Genomic DNA, 18,057 nt, shown 5'->3' with positions numbered 1-18,057 from the left:
ACCACCACCAACCATGGACGATGCGAGGCTGCTGATCGCAGCCGCAGTTCTGGTCCTGATCGCAGGCATCTTCTCGGCCGCCGACGCGGCGCTGAGCGCCTTCTCCCGTGCCCGGGCCGCCGAGCTGGTCTCCGAGGGCCGCGCCGGCGCCAAGCGCCTGGTGGCGGTGGTCGGCGACCCTGCCCGCTACCTCAACACCGTGCTGCTGCTCAGGCTGCTGTGCGAGATCGGCGCCACGGTGCTGGTCGCGCTGTGGGCCTACGACCTCTACCAGGGGCGCTGGTGGCCGACCGTGCTCACCGCGACCGGCACGATGACCGTGGTCTCCTTCGTCGTCATCGGCGTCGGTCCCCGAACTCTCGGGCGCCAGCACCATGAGCGCATCGCCCTGGCGGTCGCGGGGCCGATCGGCGCGATCACCGCCGTCCTCGGCCCGTTCCCGAGCCTGCTGATCATGCTCGGCAACGTGCTCACCCCGGGCAAGGGCTTCCGCAAGGGCCCGTTCTCGACGGAGACCGAGCTGCGCGAGCTGGTCGACATCGCCGAGGCCAGCGACCTGATCGAGGCCGACGAGCGCCGGATGATCCACTCGGTCTTCGAGCTCGGCGACACCCGCGCGCGTGAGGTGATGGTGCCCCGCGGCGACATCGTCTTCCTGGAGCGCCGCAAGACGCTGCGCCAGGCGCTGTCGCTGTTCCTGCGCTCCGGCTACTCCCGGATGCCGGTGATCGACGACAGCCTCGACGACATCGTCGGGATGGTCTACCTCAAGGACGTCGTCGCGCGCGACTTCGAGGCGCCCGAGGTCGAGACCACCCAGCGGGTCGAGTCGCTGATGCGCACCCCGACCTGGGTCCCCGACTCCAAACCGGTCGACGAGTTGCTCGCCGAGATGCAGCAGCACCGCCAGCACATCGCGGTCGTCGTCGACGAGTACGGCGGCACCGCAGGCCTGATCACCATCGAGGACATCCTCGAGGAGATCGTCGGCGAGATCACCGACGAGTACGACGTCGAGGACCGCGAGCCCCTCCACCTCGGCGACGGCTCCTGGCGGGTGCCGGCCCGCTTCCTGGTCAGCGACCTCGAGGAGCTCATCGGCGTCGCGGTCGAGGAGGACGACGTCGACTCCGTACGCGGTCTCATGGCCAAGCATCTCGGCCTCGTGCCGATCCCCGGGACCGAGGTCGAGGCCCACGGGCTCAGCTTCGTGGCCGAGGAGGCCGCCGGCCGAAGGAACAAGATCGGTACCGTACGCATCAGCGCCATCGTCCCGGCCGAGACCGAGGCCGACGACGAGGACCAGCAGAGCGACAAGTCGGATCGGGTGAAGAACGACCGGGCGGCGAAGTCCGACCGGACGAAGGCAGACCGAGCGGCGAAGGCCGACCGAGCCAAGGCCGACCGAGCCAAGAACGACCGAGCCAAGGCCGACCGAGCCAAGAACGACCGAGCCAAGAACGACCGGGCCAAGAACGACCGAGCCAAGAACGACCGAGCCAAGACGGACAGGACGAAAGAAGCCCATGCCAGAGCAGAGTGAGCTGTCGGCCGAAGACCGCAAGCTGGTGACCCTGGCCCGCGCGACGCGGGCCCGCACCGGTGCGGCCGAAGGGGCAGCCGTACGCGATCTCGACGGCCGCACCTACGCCGCGGCCACCGTGGATCTTCCCTCGCTCCAGGTCTCCGCGATCGGCGTGTGCGTGGCGATGGCGGTGGCCTCCGGCTCGAAGGGTCTCGAGGCCGTCGTCGTGCTCGGCGAGGCGCAGGAGCTCTCCGCGAACGACCTCGCGGTCGTCAAGGAGTTCGCGGGCGAGGACGTCCCGGTCCTGCTCGGCGATCCCCGCGGCAACCTCCGCTAGCGCCTGCTCGATCAGCGAGCGGCTCGGTGGCCGCCGGTCGCACCCGTCTCGGGGACGAGCGGAAGGGTGCCGAGCTCGATCGTGACGTGGATGCCGTCCTCGTCACGGTAGGCCGTGAGGCCGTTCATCGTCGCCATGTCGACGCCCTTCTCGCGCATGTGCACGACGATCTGGTCGATCGCCAGTGCGAGCCGCGCCTGGGACACGGACTTGTTGCGCCACTTGACCTGGTTCTCGGTGAAGTAGGGGGTTGCCTTCTCGGCGAGCGTTGCCACAGCGTCACGATGGGCAGCACTGGACATGGGGACCCTCCAGGGTGCACGAGATGGGGGAGCTCGACGGGTGCAGTCGGCGCTTGCGACTGTAAGCGAACTAACCAAAAAATCGAAACCGAAGATCGATCCCGAGCGTAAAGTGGGTCGAGTGACGGGTGAGACTGGCTGGGGACGACACAACGAAGCAGTCGAACGGCTGACCGATTCTTACGCGAAGATCCCTGACGGCGCTCCCGTCAGACTCGCCAAGCGCACCACCAACCTCTTCAGAGCCCGGGCCGCGACCAGCGCGCCCGGCCTCGACGTCTCCGGCCTCGGCGGCGTGATCGAGGTCGACGCCGCATCGGGCACCGCCGACGTACAGGGCATGTGCACCTACGAGGACCTCGTCGACGTCACCTTGGCGCACGGGATGATCCCCTACGTGGTCCCACAGTTGCGCACGATCACGCTCGGTGGCGCGGTGACCGGCATGGGCATCGAGGCCACCTCGTTCCGCAACGGTCTTCCGCACGAGTCGGTCCTCGAGATGGACATCCTCACCGGCGCCGGTGAGATCGTCACCACCAAGCCTGGGGAGGATCTGTTCGACACCTTCCCCAACTCCTACGGCTCGCTCGGCTACGCCACCAGGCTCAAGATCAAGCTGGAGAAGGTGCCGGGATACGTCGCGCTGCGCCACGTACGCTTCGACGATCTCGGCCTGCTCACCAAGACGATCGCGCAGATCACCGAGACCAGGTCGTACGAAGGCGTCCAGGTCGACGGGCTCGACGGGGTCGCGTTCGAGCCGGGGGAGTACTACCTCACCCTGGCGACCTGGACCGAGAAGGCCACGCAACAGGTCACCGAGCGGGCGAGCGACTACGGCGGCCAGCAGATCTACTACCGCTCGATCCAGCAGCGTGCTGCGTCCGGTTCCGGGGCAGACCTGCTGACGACCTACGACTACCTGTGGCGCTGGGACACCGACTGGTTCTGGTGCTCGGGCGCCTTCGGTGTCCAGAACAAGTACGTACGCCGCCTCTGGCCGCGCCGGCTGCGACGCTCCGACGTCTACATGAAGCTGGTCGGCCTGGACCGGAAGCTCGGCATCGCCGACAAGCTCGACGCGCGCGCCGGGAGGCTGCTGCGGGAGCGGGTGATCCAGGACATCGAGGTCCCGATCGAGAACCTCCCGGCCTTCCTGGAGTGGTTCGACGCCGAGATCGGGATGCGGCCGGTCTGGCTCTGCCCGCTGGTCTCCCAGGGGGTCTCGACAAGCTCGACCACCGATGGGGGCTCGAGCTCCGGGGAACGAGGGAAGTGGCCGACCTACCCGCTCGAGGCGGGCCGCACGTACGTCAACGTCGGGTTCTGGGGCACGGTCCACGTCGGCCCCAGCGCGGTGAACGCTCCGAAGAACCGCGCGATCGAGGAGCAGGTCCACGAGCTCGGAGGACATAAATCGCTCTACTCCGAGGCGTTCTACGACAAGGATGTCTTCGACGCTCTCTATGACGGGGACAACCTCGCCGCCGTGAAGGCGAGGTATGACCCGGGCAATCGGTTGACCGATCTGTACAGCAAGGCGGTGAAGAGACTGTGAACCATATTGCAGAGACCATGAACGAGCTCTTCGATGGTGGGCTGCCGATCAAGCTCACCGCGTACGACGGCAGTGTCGCCGGCGACCGGGACTCTCCCTACGGGATGGAGATCCTGAATCCGCGCGGGCTCGCGTTCCTGCTGACTGCGCCGGGTGATCTCGGCCTGGCCCGCGCCTATGTCAGCGGTGACATGGAGCTCCGTGGGATCCATCCGGGCGACCCCTACCCGCTCCTGGATCTGGTCCTGGAAAAGACCGACTTCAAGCGGCCCAGCCCCCGCGAGACGGTCGAGCTGGTCCGAGCCCTCGGGGCGACGAACTTCGTCCCGCCCAAGCCGCCGCCGCAGGAACACCTGCCCGCGTGGCGGCAGCGGGCCGAGAACGTCCGCAACATCTCCGGCCGCGCGCTCAGCGCGCTGCCGTGGACGCGACACTCTCCCGAGCGCGACGCCGACGCGATCCACCACCACTACGACGTCTCCAACACCTTCTACGAGTACGTCCTCGGCCCGTCGATGACCTACACCTGTGCGCTCTACCCGACCGCGGAGTCCACGCTCGAGGAGGCGCAGGCCGCCAAGTACGACCTGATCTGCCGCAAGCTCGGGCTCGAGCCGGGCATGCGGCTGCTCGACATCGGTTGCGGCTGGGGCGGGATGGTGCGTCACGCCGCCCAGCACTACGGCGTGAAGGCGCTCGGCGTGACCTTGTCGCGGGAGCAGGCCAACTGGGCGCAGCGGGCGATCAAGGCCGACGGCCTCGACGACGTCGCCGAGGTGCGCTACTCCGACTACCGCGACGTGGCCGAGGGGGACTTCGACGCGGTCAGCTCCATCGGGCTCACCGAGCACATCGGGGTGGCCAACTACCCGGCGTACTTCGGCAAGATCTCGAGCAAGCTGCGCGACGGAGGCCGCCTGCTCAACCACTGCATCACTCGTCCCGACAACATCTCGCGGGCGAACGCAGGGGCGTTCATCGACCGCTACGTCTTCCCCGACGGCGAGCTGATCGGCTCCGGCACGATCGTCTCCGCGATCGAGAACACCGGTCTCGAGGTGCAGCACCACGAGAACATCCGGGTCCACTACGCCAAGACGCTCGCGGCGTGGAACGACAACCTCCGCACCCACTGGGACGCCTGCGTCAACGAGGTCGGCCTCGGCACCGCCAAGGTCTGGGGCATCTACATGGCCGGTTCCCGGATCGGCTTCGAGCGCAACAACATCCAGCTCCACCACGTGCTCGCGACCAAGACGGTGGACGGCCTCTCGGGCTATCCCCTGCGGCACACCTTCTGAGACCGGCACTGTCGAGAATGTAGGTCTGTAGATCGAGAATGCAGCTGTGGGCGACGAAAGTAGAGCTTCGTCGCCCACCACTGCAGAATCGGCAAGGTGTCGAAGTGGCGGGCTCTCGTTCGTGGCGTAGGTGAAGGGTCCTGATCCAGCCGAAGGAGACAGTCATGGAGACCTACAACCTTGCCGAGATGTACGACGCCCCGCCGATGTCCTGGGCGGAGGTGACGGCCCGCCTGGACCGCGGGTTCAACCAGGGTCCGGGGTTGCAGGAGGGTGAGCCCGGGCGCCACACGACCTGGGTGAGCACGATCAACGCCGATGGCGGCCCGCACGTCAGCGCCCTCGGCGCCGTGTGGTTCGAGGGCAGCTTCTACCTGGTCACCGGTCCGACGACGCGGCGTGGCCGCAACCTGGCCCGCGACCCCCGCTGCGCCCTGTCGCTCTCGGTGCGCGAGTTCGACCTGGTCGTGGAGGGGCGGGTCGCCCGGGTGCTCCGTGAGGAGCTCGAGCGGGTGGCGAAGCACTACCACGACGACGAGGGCTGGCCGGCCGAGGTCGACGAGTCGGGGGAGGCCGTCACCGCGCCGTTCAACGCGCAGAGCGCGGGCCCCGCCCCCTGGCACGTCTTCCGCATCGACCCGACCTCCGCGCACGCGGTCGCCTGCGTCGAGCCCTACGGTGCGGCCCGCTGGAGGTTCTGATGCCCGACCTGTTCGCCGGGATCCCGGTGACGGACCTCGGCCGAGCGGCCCGCTGGTACGAGGCGCTGCTCGCGGGCCCGCCGGCCTTCTACCCCAACGACACCGAGGCGGTCTTCGAGGTGACCGAGCACGGCTACGTCTACGTCGAGGTGCGACCGGACATCGCCGGCCGAGGCTTCGTCACCATCTTCGTCGACGACCTGGACGCCCGTCTCGCGGCGATCGCCGAGCGCGGTCTGCGGCCGGAGTCGGAGGAGACGTACGACAACGGGGTCCGCAAGGTCCACTTCCGTGACCCCGACGGAAACGAGATCGGGTTGGGAGGTGCCCCTGCCTGATCAGCCCGGGACATGTCAGGCCTCCTCGTGGTGAGCGTCGGGATCGAAGCCGTCGGGGGCGCGATCGATGAACGCGGTGATCGTGGCGATCCGCCCGGACCGGTCCAGACCGAGGACATCGGTTCCCTCGGCGAACGAGCCCTCCTCCTTGCGGATCTCCCAGCGCACCCGGACGTGCCTGTGGTGTGAATCGGGCTCGGCGCGGGCCACGAACGTGTAGGCACCGACACCCTCGGTGAACTGGCGGGTGAAGTCGATCAGCGCCTCGAGGCCGGTGGACTCGCCGACCGGGGTGGAGCGAGCGACGTCGGCGGCGAACAGAGTGGCGCCGAGGGTGCGCTGCTCCTCGGCGGAGAGATTCCAGAACGAGACGTACGCCTCGGCGGTGGCGGCAGGTGAGCGGGGTGTGGTTTCAGTCGTCATGGCCAAGACGATCCGCCACCGGGCGCGCCGTGTCGATTACCTCTCGGGTAGTTGCCGCGCCGCGCTCCGCCCGGCAGCCTGGGTGCATGACAACGGCCCAGCTGAGCGTCGGAGAGCTGCTTCGCGACTGGCGCGAACGACGCCGTCGCTCGCAGCTCGAGGTGGCGATCGCGGCCGACGTGTCGGCTCGCCATCTCAGCTTCATCGAGACGGGCCGTTCGGGCCCGAGCCGGACGATGATCGAGCGGCTCTGCGAAGAGCTCGAGGTTCCGCTGCGCGAGCGCAACAGGCTCTATCTCGCCGCGGGGTTCGCGCCCGTCTACCAGGAGCGACCGCTCGATGACCTCGGCGTCGCCAGGTCCGTCGTCGAGGCAGTGCTCACCGGACATGAGCCCTACCCGGCCTGTGCTGTCGACGTCCGCTGGGACGTGGTCGCGACCAACCGGTCCATGGAGCGCTTCCTGGCTCCGCTGCCCGCCGCGTTGCGGCAGCCGCGGCTCAACATGCTGAGAGCGACGTTGCACCCCGATGGTCTCGCTTCACAGATCCGCAACTACGCCCAGTGGCGAGCCCATGTCCTACGCCGCGTCCGTCGCCAGCTCGACCGGACCGCCGCCGCGGGGCTGACTGAGCTTCTCGCTGAGCTGGAGGGCTACCCGGTCCCCGCTGGCTCCGAAGAGGAGGCGCAGGCCGTCGCGGCGAAGGACCACACGTTGCCGGTGTTGCCGTTGCTGCTGCGTACGAGCCTCGGCGATCTCTCCTTCCTCTACGTCCTCTCCGTGATCGGCGCGCCACAGGACGTGACGGTCGACGAGATCACGGTGGAGGCGATGTTCCCGGCCGACGACGCGACCCGGGAGGCTCTGCTCGCCATCAACCACGAGTGAGTGCGCCGCTGATGCGGGCGGGCCGCGTGTGCGCGGATAACCTTGAGGCGATGAGTGTCAAGGCCCAGCAGTACGCCGCAGAGGTGCTGCGGCGCGAGCAGATCACGCCCCACCTCGTACGTCTGGTGCTCGGGGGCCCCGGGTTGGCCGGGTTCACCTCCACCGGCATCCCCGACGAATGGGTCGGGCTGATCGTGCCGGGGCAGTTCCAGATGCGCTACTACACCGTGCGGTCGTGGCAGGGTGGCGAGCTCACCGTCGACGTCGTCGTCCACGACGTCGGGCTGGTGACCGAGTGGGCCACCCGCACCGACCCGGTGGGGCAGACCGTCACGCTCACCGAGCCCAAGGGCTCCTACGCCGCGCCCGACGACGCGCAGTGGCTCCTCCTGGTCGGTGACCTGACCGCGATGCCGGCGATGGCGCGCATCGCCGAGACCACCACGCTGCCGACACGGATCTGGGCGGAGACCCCTGACGACCTGCCCGGCTATCTGCCCGGCTACACCGAGGTCACCTGGTCGAAACCGCCGTCGGAGACCTCCTCCGACCTGGCGGCGGCCGTGGAGAAGATCGAGTGGCCCGAGGGCCAGGGCTACTTCTGGATGGCCGGCGAGTCGAGCCAGATGCGGGCGATCCGCAAGCATCTGATGCGCGAGCGGAAGCTCGACTCCCATGCGTACGACGTGATGGGCTACTGGCGCGGAGGCGGCCAGAAGCGGCAGCCACGCGCGGTCGACCCAGGACCGGTGTGGCGCGAGGGCAAGGCCCAGGGGCTCACCGACGAGCAGATCTGGCAGCGATACGACGAGCAAGTCCACGAACAAGCACAGGAGCAACAGTGACCGAGCCAAGCCCGGCGCCGCCAGCACCAGAATTTCGGAGCGGCTTCGTGTCGTTCGTCGGACGTCCCAACGCGGGCAAGTCGACCTTGACCAACGCGATGGTCGGCACCAAGGTGGCGATCACCTCCGACAAGCCGCAGACGACCCGAACGGTGGTCAAGGGCATCGTCCACCGGTCCGACGGCCAGCTGATCCTGGTCGACACCCCCGGCATCCACCGGCCTCGTACGCTGCTCGGCGAGCGGCTCAACGACCTGGTCGAAGCCACCTGGACCGAGGTCGACGTGGTCGCGATCTGCTTCCCGTGCAACGAGAAGATCGGTCCCGGGGACCGCCGGATCGCCGAGAACGCGAACAAGCTCAAGAAGGGCATCAAGCGGGTCGCGGTCGCCACCAAGACCGATCTCGCCACGCCTGAGCAGATCGGCGAGCACCTGATGTCGATCCAGACCCTCGGCGCCGACCTCGGCATCGAGTGGGCCGAGATCGTCCCGGTCTCGAGCGTCAACGGCGACCAGGTCGAGCTCCTCGCCGACCTGCTGATCAAGCTGCTCCCCGAGGGCCCGCCGCTCTACCCCGACGGCGAGCTCACCGACTCTCCCGAGGAGATGATCATCGCCGAGCTGATCCGCGAGGCAGCTCTCGAAGGCGTACGCGACGAGCTTCCGCACTCCATCGCGGTCGTCGTCGAGGAGATGCGCCTGCGTGAGGACCGCCCCGAGGACAAGCCGCTGATGGACATCCACGCCTTCCTCTACATCGAGCGCGACTCCCAGAAGGGCATCGTGATCGGCCACAAGGGCTCACGGCTCAAGGACGTCGGACAGCGTGCGCGCCTGCAGATCAAGGAGCTGCTCGGCATGCCGGTCTACCTCGACCTGCACGTCAAGATCGCCAAGGACTGGCAGCGGGATCCTCGGCAGCTGCGCAAGCTGGGGTTCTAGTCCCAGGGGTCCCACCGGCCACAGCGCTCAGGTGTTTGCTGCACTTCTCAGGCACTGCAACGCCAGAGAAGTGCAGGAATACCCGGTTAACCGGGTATTCCAATGGTCAGCTCGGAGCCCAGCAGATCCCGTACGACTGCCCGCCCTGCCACTGCTCGGCGCTGGGGAACTCCCAGGACCACTCGTACTTGAGCGGGTCGTCGGCGACCTCGGCGGCAGCGGCCTTGCAGTCCTCGGCGCCGGCGCTGTTGACCCTCGCCTCGCCGGGGTACTTGCCGGAGCCGAGGTCGATGACCGACAGCGCCCGCCAGGAGTGCTTGAGGGAGCACGGCACGCGCTTGAAGGCCTCGGACTTCGGCGAGGCCGTGCCGCACATCCGGAACGGCTCGGCGGTCCGCGAACTGCTCAAGACGCCCTTCATGTTGCCCTTGAGCGTCATCAGCGCCTCGGGGCCCGCGATGCCGATGACGTCGCAGCGGAACCAGTTGGCGCCCGCCTCGGACTCCTTGATCGTCGGGGTGAACCAGACCGGGCGCAGCATCGAGAGCCGCAGGTCGTCGGCGTTGCCGCCGAGATACTTGGTGACCTTGTTGGGGCACGCGGCCGCGACCTGGGCCGCGACCTGCTCCGAGTCGACCGCGACGAGGTGGCCGTCGACGACGTTCCTCAGCCGGCCCACGGAGTAGGTCTGGGTGGTGTGCTTGCCCTTGCAGGTCACCGCGGTGCCGCCGGCGGTCGGGGCGAGCGCCTCGTCGTAGCTGAGGTTGTAGCAGGCGCCCTCCTTGGGGGCTGGCGCCGGCGAGGCGGAGGCGGACGGGGGTGTCGACGAGGGAGAGGGAGCCGCCTCCGGCTCACCTCCACCACAACCGGCGAGAGCCATCGCTCCAACGACGAGAGCTCCCCACAGAACTGACTGCTTCGGGCTCCGCTTCAGCTCGTTGTGTCGCATGCTCACTCCTCGGTCACTGCCCAGCAGATCGCCCAGCGGTTGCCGGCGTTCCACTCCTTCTCTCCGAACCATGTGTACCCGTAGTCGAAGCTTTCCGGGTAACCCAACGAGGCCTTGACCGAGCCCCTGCAGTACTGCGAGGCCTTCTTCTTGGACTCCGCGACACCGGGGAACGGGGTCTTCGCCTCGCCCAGCTTGATGGTCGTCATCGCCCGCATCTGGTGCGGCTCGGAGCAGGGCACCTTGGCGGACGCGACGCTCTTGCCCTCGGCGCACACCATCCAGCGGTCCTCGATGTCCGCGATGTTCTTGACCTTGAGGAGGTTGCGGGTGGTGGTCGGCAGGTCGACGTACTCGGCGCCCTGCTGCCCGCCGCCGACCACGTCGCAGCGGATCCAGCGGGCACCCTCTTCCCAGGCCTTCTCCGACGGGCCGAAGTAGACGTGGGAGAGCATCGAGCGCATCAGCAGGCTCTGGTCGGAGCCGACGTACTTCTCCAGCAGCTTGCGGCACTGGCTGAAGGCCCACTCGTTGACCTTCTCGTCGCCGTACTCGGCGTTCTTGAACTCGTCCGGGAGGGGGCCGGCGCCGAAGGTCTCGGCGTTGTGCGGCTCGTCGCAGGGCACGTACTTGTCGAAGTTGTAGGCCTCGGCGACGTCCTCGTGGGTGAGGTTGCGGCACTTGCCGACCTCGGGCACCGCCGTCGAGTCGACCTGCTTCGGGTCCTCGCCCTTGGCAGCCGCCCGGTCGCTGCCGCACCCGCTGAGCGCGAGGGCAGCGAGCACCACGATCAGGAGGGACAGAGACGTCGTACGTCTGGGGGTATGGCCGATCACGGAGATCGACTCTACTTGCGAATCCATGAGCGGGCCGAAAGGACGATTCAGTCGAGGACGGCGGCCAGCGTGGCACCCAGCTCGTACGCCGCCTCGGCATGCGAGTCCTCGACGTCTCCCATGACGTCGAGGATGTCGTAGGCCTGGGCCCATCCCAGCGCGCCGACGATGGACTGGACCGACCGGATCGCGCCGGTGGTGTCGTAGCGGCCGTGGACGTAGAGGCCGTAGGGCCGCTTCGCGGTTTCACCGGCAGACTCACCAGCGCCCCCGGAAGGGTCGAGCGCGCCGCCGACCGCCAGGAAGGTCGAGTCGAAGAAGTGCTTGAGAGCACCCGACATGTAGCCGAAGTTGGCGCTCGTGCCGAGCACGTAGCCGTCGGCTGCCAGGACGTCGTCGGCGGTCGCCTCCAGCGCGGGACGTACGACGACCTCGACCCCTTCGATCTCGGGGTCCGCGGCGCCGGAGACCACCGCATCGGTCAGTCGCCGCAGCGACCGGGTGGGGGAGTGGTGGACGACGAGCAGGCGCGGCATCAGCCGGAGACCAAGCGGCGGCCGGTGACCTCCTTGGGGCGCAGTCGCACCCACAACGGACGCGGGCCGGCCGGCCAGGCTTGGAGGTGCTTGACGGTCTCCGGGATCTGGTCCTCGTTGTAGAGGATCTCCGCGTGACCCTTGAACTGCGCCGACCAGCCCACATGGGTGTCGGGGTCGAGGTCGTCGACCAGCAGCGCGACGGCGCTCTCGTCGATCTGCTCCGCCATCGAGGAGTGGGCCGAGGTGCGGATCCAGACGGCCTTCTCGTGCACGACATGGTTGACCGGCAGCACCACCGGGCCGCGCGGGCCGTTCCAGCCGATCCGGGAGATCTGGATGTCGGCCGCGAGCCGCCAGGACTCCTCGACCGTGAGCTCTTCCAGTTGGGCCACGCCCGTCCCTACCCTTCGTCATCGCTTCTGTGTGTCTCAGCGTTGAGGATCATTCGCCTGCCCGGCCAGTCTGCCAGTTCTGTTCTGTTATTGTTACCGAGTCATGATGCGCAGCCTCCTCCTTAGCTGCCGCAGCGGGGTCTGAGAAGCCGGACTCCCTCGCTGCGGAGGTTCGACGTGCGCCGGCACTCGCTCCCATCTGATGAGGATTCCGCATGACCAACCTGAGCAACTCCAGCAATCAGCAGAAGCCGTCGGGGATGCCGCACCAGCGCTATCGCGCGTTCGTGCCCGTCGACGTCCCCGACCGCACCTGGCCCGCCAAGAAGATCACCAAGGCTCCGCGGTGGCTCTCCACCGACCTGCGTGACGGCAACCAGGCCCTGATCGACCCGATGACTCCGGCTCGCAAGCTGCGGATGTTCGAGCTGCTGGTCGCGATGGGCTACAAGGAGATCGAGGTCGGCTTCCCGAGCGCGAGCCAGACCGACTTCGACTTCGTGCGCAAGCTGATCGAAGAGGACCGGATCCCCGACGACGTACAGATCTCGGTCCTGACCCAGGCGCGCGAGGACCTCATCTCGCGCACCGCCGAGTCGATCGCCGGAGCCCCGCGCGCCACGATCCACCTCTACAACGCCACCGCCGAGCTGTTCCGCCGGGTCGTCTTCAACGTGACCCCGGCCGAGTGCATCGGGATCGCGGTGCGTGGCACCGAGATGGTGATGAAGTACGCCGAGGAGCACGTCCCCGAGCTGATCGGCACCGAGGACTTCGGCTACCAGTACAGCCCCGAGATCTTCACCCAGACCGACACCGACTACGCGCTCGAGGTCTGCGAGCGGGTGAGCGATGTGTGGCAGCCCGAGGCCGGCCGCGAGATCATCCTCAACCTGCCCGCCACCGTGGAGATGTCCACGCCGAACACGTACGCCGACCAGATCGAGTACTTCGGCCGCGGCCTGACCCGCCGCGAGCACTCCGCGATCAGCCTGCACCCCCACAACGACCGCGGCACCGCGGTCGCGGCCACCGAGCTGGGCCTGATGGCCGGCGCCGACCGGGTCGAGGGCTGCCTGTTCGGTCACGGCGAGCGCACCGGCAACGTCGACCTGGTCACCCTGGGCATGAACCTCTTCTCCCAGGGCATCGACCCGCAGATCGACTTCACCGTCGGCGGCGGCATCGACGAGATCCGCCGAAACGTCGAGTACGTCACCAACATCAACGTCCACCCGCGCCACCCCTACGCGGGCGACCTCGTCTACACCGCCTTCTCCGGCTCTCACCAGGACGCCATCAAGAAGGGCCTGGAGGACCTCGACCGGATCGCCGCCGAGGCCGGCAAGCCGACCAGCCAGATCCCGTGGGAGGCGCCCTACCTGCCCATCGACCCCAAGGACGTCGGCCGCACCTACGAGGCCGTCATCCGGGTCAACAGCCAGTCCGGCAAGGGCGGCGTGGCCTACCTGCTCAAGACCGAGCACTCGCTGGACCTGCCGCGTCGTGCGCAGATCGAGTTCAGCCGGGTCGTCCAGCAGCACACCGACTCCGAGGGCGGCGAGGTCGCACCTGCGGAGATCTGGTCGATCTTCGCCAAGGAGTACCTCGAGCGCGAGGAGCCGTACGCCCTGGAGAGCTGGTCCTCGGTGACCGACGCCGAGGGTGGTGACGAGCAGATCGTCGACCTGCGGGTCCGCGGCGAGGCACGCACCTACAAGGGTGTCGGCAACGGCCCTGTGGCCGCCTTCGTCGACGCGCTCAAGGAGGCCGGCGCCGAGATCCGGGTCCTCGACTACGCCGAGCACGCCCTCTCGGCCGGCGGCGACGCGGCCGCGGCTGCGTACGTCGAGTGCGAGATCGCCGGTGAGATCGTCTGGGGCATCGGCATCCACGAGAACATCGTCACCGCCTCCCTGCGGGCCGTCGTCTGCGCGGCCAACCGCGCCCAGGCGGTCACGATCCCGCGCGGCTGACACCCTCGGTCGCTCAGGGGTGGCACGTCGCCGTGACGACGTGTCACCCCTGCGGCGTCCGCCCGCGCAGCCCGACCGCCAGACCCAGCGCGACCACCGCCGTGCCCAGCCACACCATCGGGCCCGGCACGACCCCGTGAAGAGGTACGCCGAGGGCCGCGGCAGACACCGGGACGACCCCGGTCAGCAGGCCGGCGCGCCCGGAGCCGAGGCGCCGCACCGCGGTGAACCAGAGCAGGAACGCGATCGTGGTGACGACCACGGCCAGATAGAGCGCGGCCAGCAAGTCGACGGTGTCGAGCGTGGTGACGGCGGTCGGTCCCTCGGTCGCGACGCCCACGACGGCCATGCCGACGGTCGCCATCCACACCGAGTGGAACGAGACGCCGAAGGCGCCGAGGCGGGGGAGGACCGGCATCGCCAGGAGCGTGAAGCCCGCCTCGCAGGCCAGCACCAGGAGGGCGTAGCCGACCCCGGCCGCGTCGGTCCTCCCGAAGCCCTCGACCAGGACGGCTCCCGCAGTCACGACCAAGGCTCCGATGATCACGGGGCGGGCCGGCAGGGTGCGGGTCGCGACGGCCGGGACGACCGCGAGCAGCATCGGGACCGCGGCGACGGCCACGCCGATCACCGCCGGCTCCGCATGGGCGACGCCACGGACGACGCCGACGTTGAAGAGCACCAGACCCGCGGTCGCCACCCCGGCCAGCCAGAGCCACTCGCGCCCACGTGGCCTCGGCACCCGCCAGCCGGTCAGGCGGGCGACCCCGAGCAGGAGCAGCGCGGCGAGGGCGTACCTGACCGTCTGCAGGGTGAAGAGCGGGGCGTCGGTGATCGTGGTGGAGACGGCGACGCTGCTGCCGACGCAGGCCATCCCCGCCGCGGCGAACAGGATGCCGAGGATCGTGCCGCTGGGGCGGGAGGGTTCGCCGGGATCGTCGATGGCGGGACGGGGAAGGACTTCGGTGCTCATGACTACGAGGTTCGCGGGATCTTGGTCCGACAGACAGATCCAAACCAGGCGTGGCAGAGTAGACCAAGTGACCGGGGCGGACTTCCTTCAGCTCGACCCGACCGGCGTTCCGGCCGGTGGGCTCGCGACCTGGCTCACCGGCGCCCTGCGCGAGGCGGTGACCGACGGCCGTCTTGCGGTCGGCGCCCGCGTACCGGCCTCGCGCACCCTCGCCACCCAGCTCGGCGTCTCCCGTGGGGTGGTCGTCGAGGCGTACCAGCGGCTCACCGACGAGGGGCTGCTCTCGGCCCGCAGCGGCGGCGGCACCCGGGTGAGCGCGGCCCCCGAAGCCGTACGCCGCCTCGGTGCTGCCACCCGGCTGCCGACCCCCGACCTGGACCTCTCCCCGGGAGTGCCGGATCTCTCGGCGTTCCCGCGGGCCGCGTGGGCCAAGGCCTCGCGAGAGGTGCTCGCCGAGATCGGCAGCGCTGACCTCGGCTACGGCGACCCGCGGGGTGTGCCGGCGCTGCGAGAGGCGCTCGCGGTCTGGCTGGGACGCACCCGCGGGATCACGGTCTCGCCCGACGAGATCCTGGTGGTCAACGGAGTCGCCCAGGGCCTCGTGCTCCTGGCCCGATGGCTGGAGGAGCGCGGCAGGACCACGATCGGCTTCGAGGACCCGGGGTCCTACGGCGTCCGGGTACACCTGCAGCGGTGGGGGATGACGACGGTCCCGGTGCCGGTGGATGCCGACGGCCTGGATGTGGCGGCGCTCGACGCCCTCGGCGTCGACGCAGTCGCGGCCACACCCGCCCACCAGTTCCCGACCGGCGTCGTGCTCTCTCCGCAGCGTCGACGGGAGCTGGTCGAGTGGGCCAGGGCGGTGCCGCACCGGTTGGTGATCGAGGACGACTACGACGCCGAGCACCGCTATGACAGACCGCCGGTCTCTGCGGTGAAGGTGCTCGCGCCCGACCGGGTCGTCCATCTCGGCAGTGTGTCCAAGACCCTGGCGCCGGCGATGCGGATCGGCTGGCTGGTCGCCCCGCCCGGCATGCAGGAGGAGCTCGTCGAGGCGCGCTACTGGCTCGACCTCGCCACCCCGGCGCTGCCCCAGGTCACGTTCGCCCGGATGCTGACCTCAGGTGCGTTCGAGCGCCACCTGCGGCTGGTCCGGCTTCGGCACAGGGCGAGGCGCGACGCCCTGCTCGAGGCGCTCGCCGAGCATCTCCCCGCCGCTCGGGTCCACGGCGTCGCAGCCGGGCTGCACGTGCTGGCGACGCTTCCCGACGGGATCGACGACACGGCCGTCGCCGCGGCGGCGCTCGAGGCCGGCATCGCCGTCCATCCGCTGGCCCGGCACCGTCAGGTCGACGGTCCGCCCGGCCTGGTGATCGGGTACGCCGCGACGACCCCTGACCGCCTCCGAGAGGCGGTCAGGCGGTTGGCGCCGCTGATCCGCTAGAGGTCACCTAGGACTCGACGTCGTACTTCGCGCACAGACCCAGGCGGCTGCCGGCGATCCAGGCCGTCTTGAACGGCGCTTTGAACATCGTCGCCTCCGACGGACAGCCGCCCAGCCCCTGGATGTTGGTCTCGCTCTGCTCGGGGTAGGCGTCGCCGGTCATCTCGAAGGTGTCGACGACGATGTAGTCGTGAGTGGTCCCGCACCGGACGACCTTGTCGATGGTGCTGTCGATGCAGGCCCGCAGGTCGGTCGGGAACGGGTTGGGGACCGGGTCCTTGGGCAGCTCGATCATCGGAGCCTTCTGGACCGTCACGCCGACGTCGCACCTGACGTAGCGGTCACCGTCGTTCCAGGTGGCCTCCGACGGCCAGTACCAGCTCACGATGTATGCGGTGCGCGCCAGCGCCTCGGGGTGCAGCCCGAGGCCGGTCTCCAGGCGGGTGAAGCAGGCGGCCCCAGCGGCCTCGTTGTCGTTGTAGGCCTTCACGTCGGTGGCGACGTGGAAGGTGTAGAGGGTGTGCGGCTCGGTGCATTCCACCGGCTCCGTCTCGTCGACGAACTCGTTGGCCGCGGCGTAGTCGAGGTTGCGGCACTCGCCGACCTCGGGTACGCCACCGCCCTGGTTGGTCACGACGTAGATCAGCCCGGCGATGAGCCCGATGGCCACCACCGCGGCGGCCACGCCGCCCACGAGCCTGGTGCGCTTCCGCTTCGCTCGGTGCTGCGTGCCGATGCCGGTCGGCACCATCGTGGGCTGCTCGAAGGGCGACCCGGTCGGAGCACCGCTGGGCGGGCCGACCGGCGGAGTGTGGGCCGCCGACTTCTGCCACGGCGAGGTCGAGGACGGTGGCGGAGGCTGAGGTGCGGAATGCGCCTGCGGGGCGGAGGGGGCCCGGGTGCCTTTGACCGCGGCGCGGAGCGCGTCGGCGAACGAGCGTGCGTCGGGCCAGCGGTCCTCGGCCCGGGGCTCCAGCGCCCGGGCGATCGCCTGGCTGATCGAGGCCGGGAGGGGGCGTACGGAACCGGCCTCGGGCACCCGCGAGGTGAGTCCGAGAGCGGGGGCGGGGGAGCGGCCGACGAGCAGGGCCCAGGCGACCGCGCCGAGAGCCCGCACGTCGGCGCGGTGGTCGATCGGCAGCTCCGGGTCGAGCTGCTCGGGCGCCATGTAGGACGGGGTGCCGATGTCGCGGGTGACCTCGTTGAGCGAGTCGAGCGAGCGGGCGACCCCTAGGTCGGCGATCATCGTCCGGCGAGCGCCCGCGGTGCCGCCGGAGGTCTCGGAGGCGAGCAGCAGGTTGGCGGGCTTGATGTCGCGGTGGATCACCCCGCGGGCCTTGAGCGCCATCAGCCCGTCGGCGGCCTGCGTGACGATGTCGGCGACCTCGTGCACGTCCAGGCCGGCCGGGGAGCGCTTGAGCAGGTCGGCGACCGAGCCGCCGTCGGCGTACGACATCACGAAGAAGGGGATGCCGGTGCTCGTCTGGCCGATGTCGTAGACACGTACGACGTGAGGTGAGTCGACCGAGCGGAGCAGCCGCGCCTCCTGGAGGAAGCGCTTGTGGATCTCCGGGTTCGACACCCAGCCGGGAGAGAGCGCCTTGACCGCGACGTGGGAGTCGAGCTCGGGGTCGTAGTAGAGCCATACGGACGCGAACGCACCGGCGCCGATGTGGCGGACCTGCTGCAGCCGCCCGAGATTGGTCGGGAAGGTCTCGCTCATCGCTCCCGTCCCCGAGATCCTTGCCGGTCAGTCATGCCCGAATCATGCCCTGAATCCGACG

Annotated in this window: 19 protein-coding genes; 11 read left to right on the top strand and 8 right to left on the bottom strand. The window is 69.2% G+C overall.

What is annotated here, in order from left to right:
* Positions 1-13 precede the first annotated feature (13 nt).
* Positions 14-1,543 (top strand): CNNM domain-containing protein, encoded by a 1,530-nt coding sequence (locus BJ988_RS16560; RefSeq protein ID WP_179658966.1) that lies wholly within the window; start codon positions 14-16, stop codon positions 1,541-1,543.
* Positions 1,527-1,862, top strand: a complete 336-nt coding sequence (locus tag BJ988_RS16555; protein WP_179658965.1) for a cytidine/deoxycytidylate deaminase family protein — start codon at positions 1,527-1,529, stop codon at positions 1,860-1,862. Before BJ988_RS16560 ends, BJ988_RS16555 begins: the two co-directional genes overlap by 17 nt.
* A gap of 11 nt (positions 1,863-1,873) precedes the next feature.
* On the opposite strand, the gene BJ988_RS16550 is transcribed toward BJ988_RS16555, so the two are convergent.
* Positions 1,874-2,164, bottom strand: a complete 291-nt coding sequence (locus tag BJ988_RS16550) for a hypothetical protein (RefSeq protein WP_179658964.1) — start codon at positions 2,162-2,164, stop codon at positions 1,874-1,876.
* A gap of 121 nt (positions 2,165-2,285) precedes the next feature.
* Here BJ988_RS16550 and BJ988_RS16545 point away from each other — a divergent pair, with 121 nt between their 5' ends.
* The 4 genes from BJ988_RS16545 to BJ988_RS16530 all read left to right on the top strand — a co-directional run bounded on the left by BJ988_RS16545 (position 2,286) and on the right by BJ988_RS16530 (position 6,065).
* Positions 2,286-3,725 carry an FAD-binding protein gene (locus BJ988_RS16545; RefSeq protein ID WP_179658963.1) on the top strand — a complete coding sequence of 480 codons (1,440 nt, stop codon included), beginning with the start codon at positions 2,286-2,288 and terminating at the stop codon, positions 3,723-3,725.
* Between the two features lie 17 nt (positions 3,726-3,742).
* Positions 3,743-5,026 carry a class I SAM-dependent methyltransferase gene (locus BJ988_RS16540; RefSeq protein WP_218860923.1) on the top strand — a complete coding sequence of 428 codons (1,284 nt, stop codon included), beginning with the start codon at positions 3,743-3,745 and terminating at the stop codon, positions 5,024-5,026.
* A 164-nt stretch (positions 5,027-5,190) separates the two neighbouring features.
* The gene (locus BJ988_RS16535) at positions 5,191-5,727 is read left to right on the top strand and encodes a pyridoxamine 5'-phosphate oxidase family protein (RefSeq protein ID WP_179658961.1); all 537 of its coding nucleotides are present in this window, start codon (positions 5,191-5,193) and stop codon (positions 5,725-5,727) included.
* Entirely contained in the window at positions 5,727-6,065 is a 339-nt protein-coding gene (locus BJ988_RS16530; RefSeq protein WP_218860921.1) for a VOC family protein, read from the top strand. The genes BJ988_RS16535 and BJ988_RS16530 overlap by 1 nt, the downstream gene beginning before the upstream one ends.
* 15 nt (positions 6,066-6,080) lie before the next feature.
* Here BJ988_RS16530 and BJ988_RS16525 read toward each other — a convergent pair whose 3' ends face one another.
* Positions 6,081-6,488: an isomerase gene (locus BJ988_RS16525; RefSeq protein WP_179658960.1), complete on the bottom strand. Its 408-nt coding sequence runs from the start codon at positions 6,486-6,488 to the stop codon at positions 6,081-6,083.
* A gap of 86 nt (positions 6,489-6,574) precedes the next feature.
* On the opposite strand from BJ988_RS16525, the gene BJ988_RS16520 reads away from it, so the two are divergent.
* Genes BJ988_RS16520 through era form a run of 3 tightly spaced genes read left to right on the top strand, consistent with a single transcriptional unit; the run spans position 6,575 to position 9,164 of the window.
* Positions 6,575-7,375 (top strand): helix-turn-helix domain-containing protein, encoded by an 801-nt coding sequence (locus BJ988_RS16520; protein ID WP_179658959.1) that lies wholly within the window; start codon positions 6,575-6,577, stop codon positions 7,373-7,375.
* A gap of 50 nt (positions 7,376-7,425) precedes the next feature.
* Complete coding sequence (locus BJ988_RS16515) at positions 7,426-8,220, top strand: siderophore-interacting protein (protein ID WP_246321508.1); 795 nt, start codon at positions 7,426-7,428, stop codon at positions 8,218-8,220.
* Positions 8,217-9,164, top strand: coding sequence for a GTPase Era (gene era, locus BJ988_RS16510; RefSeq protein ID WP_179658958.1), 948 nt, complete (start codon positions 8,217-8,219; stop codon positions 9,162-9,164). The genes BJ988_RS16515 and era overlap by 4 nt, the downstream gene beginning before the upstream one ends.
* A 106-nt stretch (positions 9,165-9,270) precedes the next feature.
* Here era and BJ988_RS16505 read toward each other — a convergent pair whose 3' ends face one another.
* Genes BJ988_RS16505 through BJ988_RS16490 form a run of 4 tightly spaced genes read right to left on the bottom strand, consistent with a single transcriptional unit; the run spans position 9,271 to position 11,880 of the window.
* Entirely contained in the window at positions 9,271-10,113 is an 843-nt protein-coding gene (locus tag BJ988_RS16505; RefSeq protein WP_179658957.1) for a septum formation family protein, read from the bottom strand.
* 2 nt (positions 10,114-10,115) lie between these two features.
* A complete protein-coding gene (locus BJ988_RS16500; RefSeq protein WP_179658956.1) occupies positions 10,116-10,949 on the bottom strand; it encodes a septum formation family protein in 834 nt (277 codons plus the stop codon).
* A gap of 47 nt (positions 10,950-10,996) precedes the next feature.
* On the bottom strand, positions 10,997-11,485 hold the full coding sequence (locus tag BJ988_RS16495) for a flavodoxin family protein (RefSeq protein ID WP_179658955.1): 489 nt from the start codon (positions 11,483-11,485) through the stop codon (positions 10,997-10,999).
* Entirely contained in the window at positions 11,485-11,880 is a 396-nt protein-coding gene (locus tag BJ988_RS16490; protein WP_179658954.1) for a pyridoxamine 5'-phosphate oxidase family protein, read from the bottom strand. The genes BJ988_RS16495 and BJ988_RS16490 overlap by 1 nt, the downstream gene beginning before the upstream one ends.
* A 215-nt stretch (positions 11,881-12,095) precedes the next feature.
* Between BJ988_RS16490 and leuA the strand changes: the two genes are divergently transcribed.
* Positions 12,096-13,856: a 2-isopropylmalate synthase gene (gene leuA, locus BJ988_RS16485; protein WP_179658953.1), complete on the top strand. Its 1,761-nt coding sequence runs from the start codon at positions 12,096-12,098 to the stop codon at positions 13,854-13,856.
* Between the two features lie 43 nt (positions 13,857-13,899).
* Here leuA and BJ988_RS16480 read toward each other — a convergent pair whose 3' ends face one another.
* The gene (locus tag BJ988_RS16480) at positions 13,900-14,829 is read right to left on the bottom strand and encodes a DMT family transporter (RefSeq protein ID WP_179658952.1); all 930 of its coding nucleotides are present in this window, start codon (positions 14,827-14,829) and stop codon (positions 13,900-13,902) included.
* A 67-nt stretch (positions 14,830-14,896) separates the two neighbouring features.
* Here BJ988_RS16480 and pdxR point away from each other — a divergent pair, with 67 nt between their 5' ends.
* On the top strand, positions 14,897-16,273 hold the full coding sequence (gene pdxR, locus BJ988_RS16475; RefSeq protein ID WP_343051652.1) for a MocR-like pyridoxine biosynthesis transcription factor PdxR: 1,377 nt from the start codon (positions 14,897-14,899) through the stop codon (positions 16,271-16,273).
* A 7-nt stretch (positions 16,274-16,280) separates the two neighbouring features.
* Here the strand turns inward: pdxR and BJ988_RS16470 are convergent, their stop codons facing one another.
* Positions 16,281-17,996, bottom strand: a complete 1,716-nt coding sequence (locus BJ988_RS16470) for a serine/threonine-protein kinase (RefSeq protein ID WP_179658950.1) — start codon at positions 17,994-17,996, stop codon at positions 16,281-16,283.
* Positions 17,997-18,057 lie beyond the last annotated feature (61 nt).

Source organism: Nocardioides panzhihuensis (genome assembly GCF_013408335.1).
Classification (GTDB): Bacteria; Actinomycetota; Actinomycetes; order Propionibacteriales; family Nocardioidaceae; genus Nocardioides; species Nocardioides panzhihuensis.
Note: the sequence above shows the minus strand (reverse complement) of the source record. Positions and strands in the feature narration are given on the sequence as shown.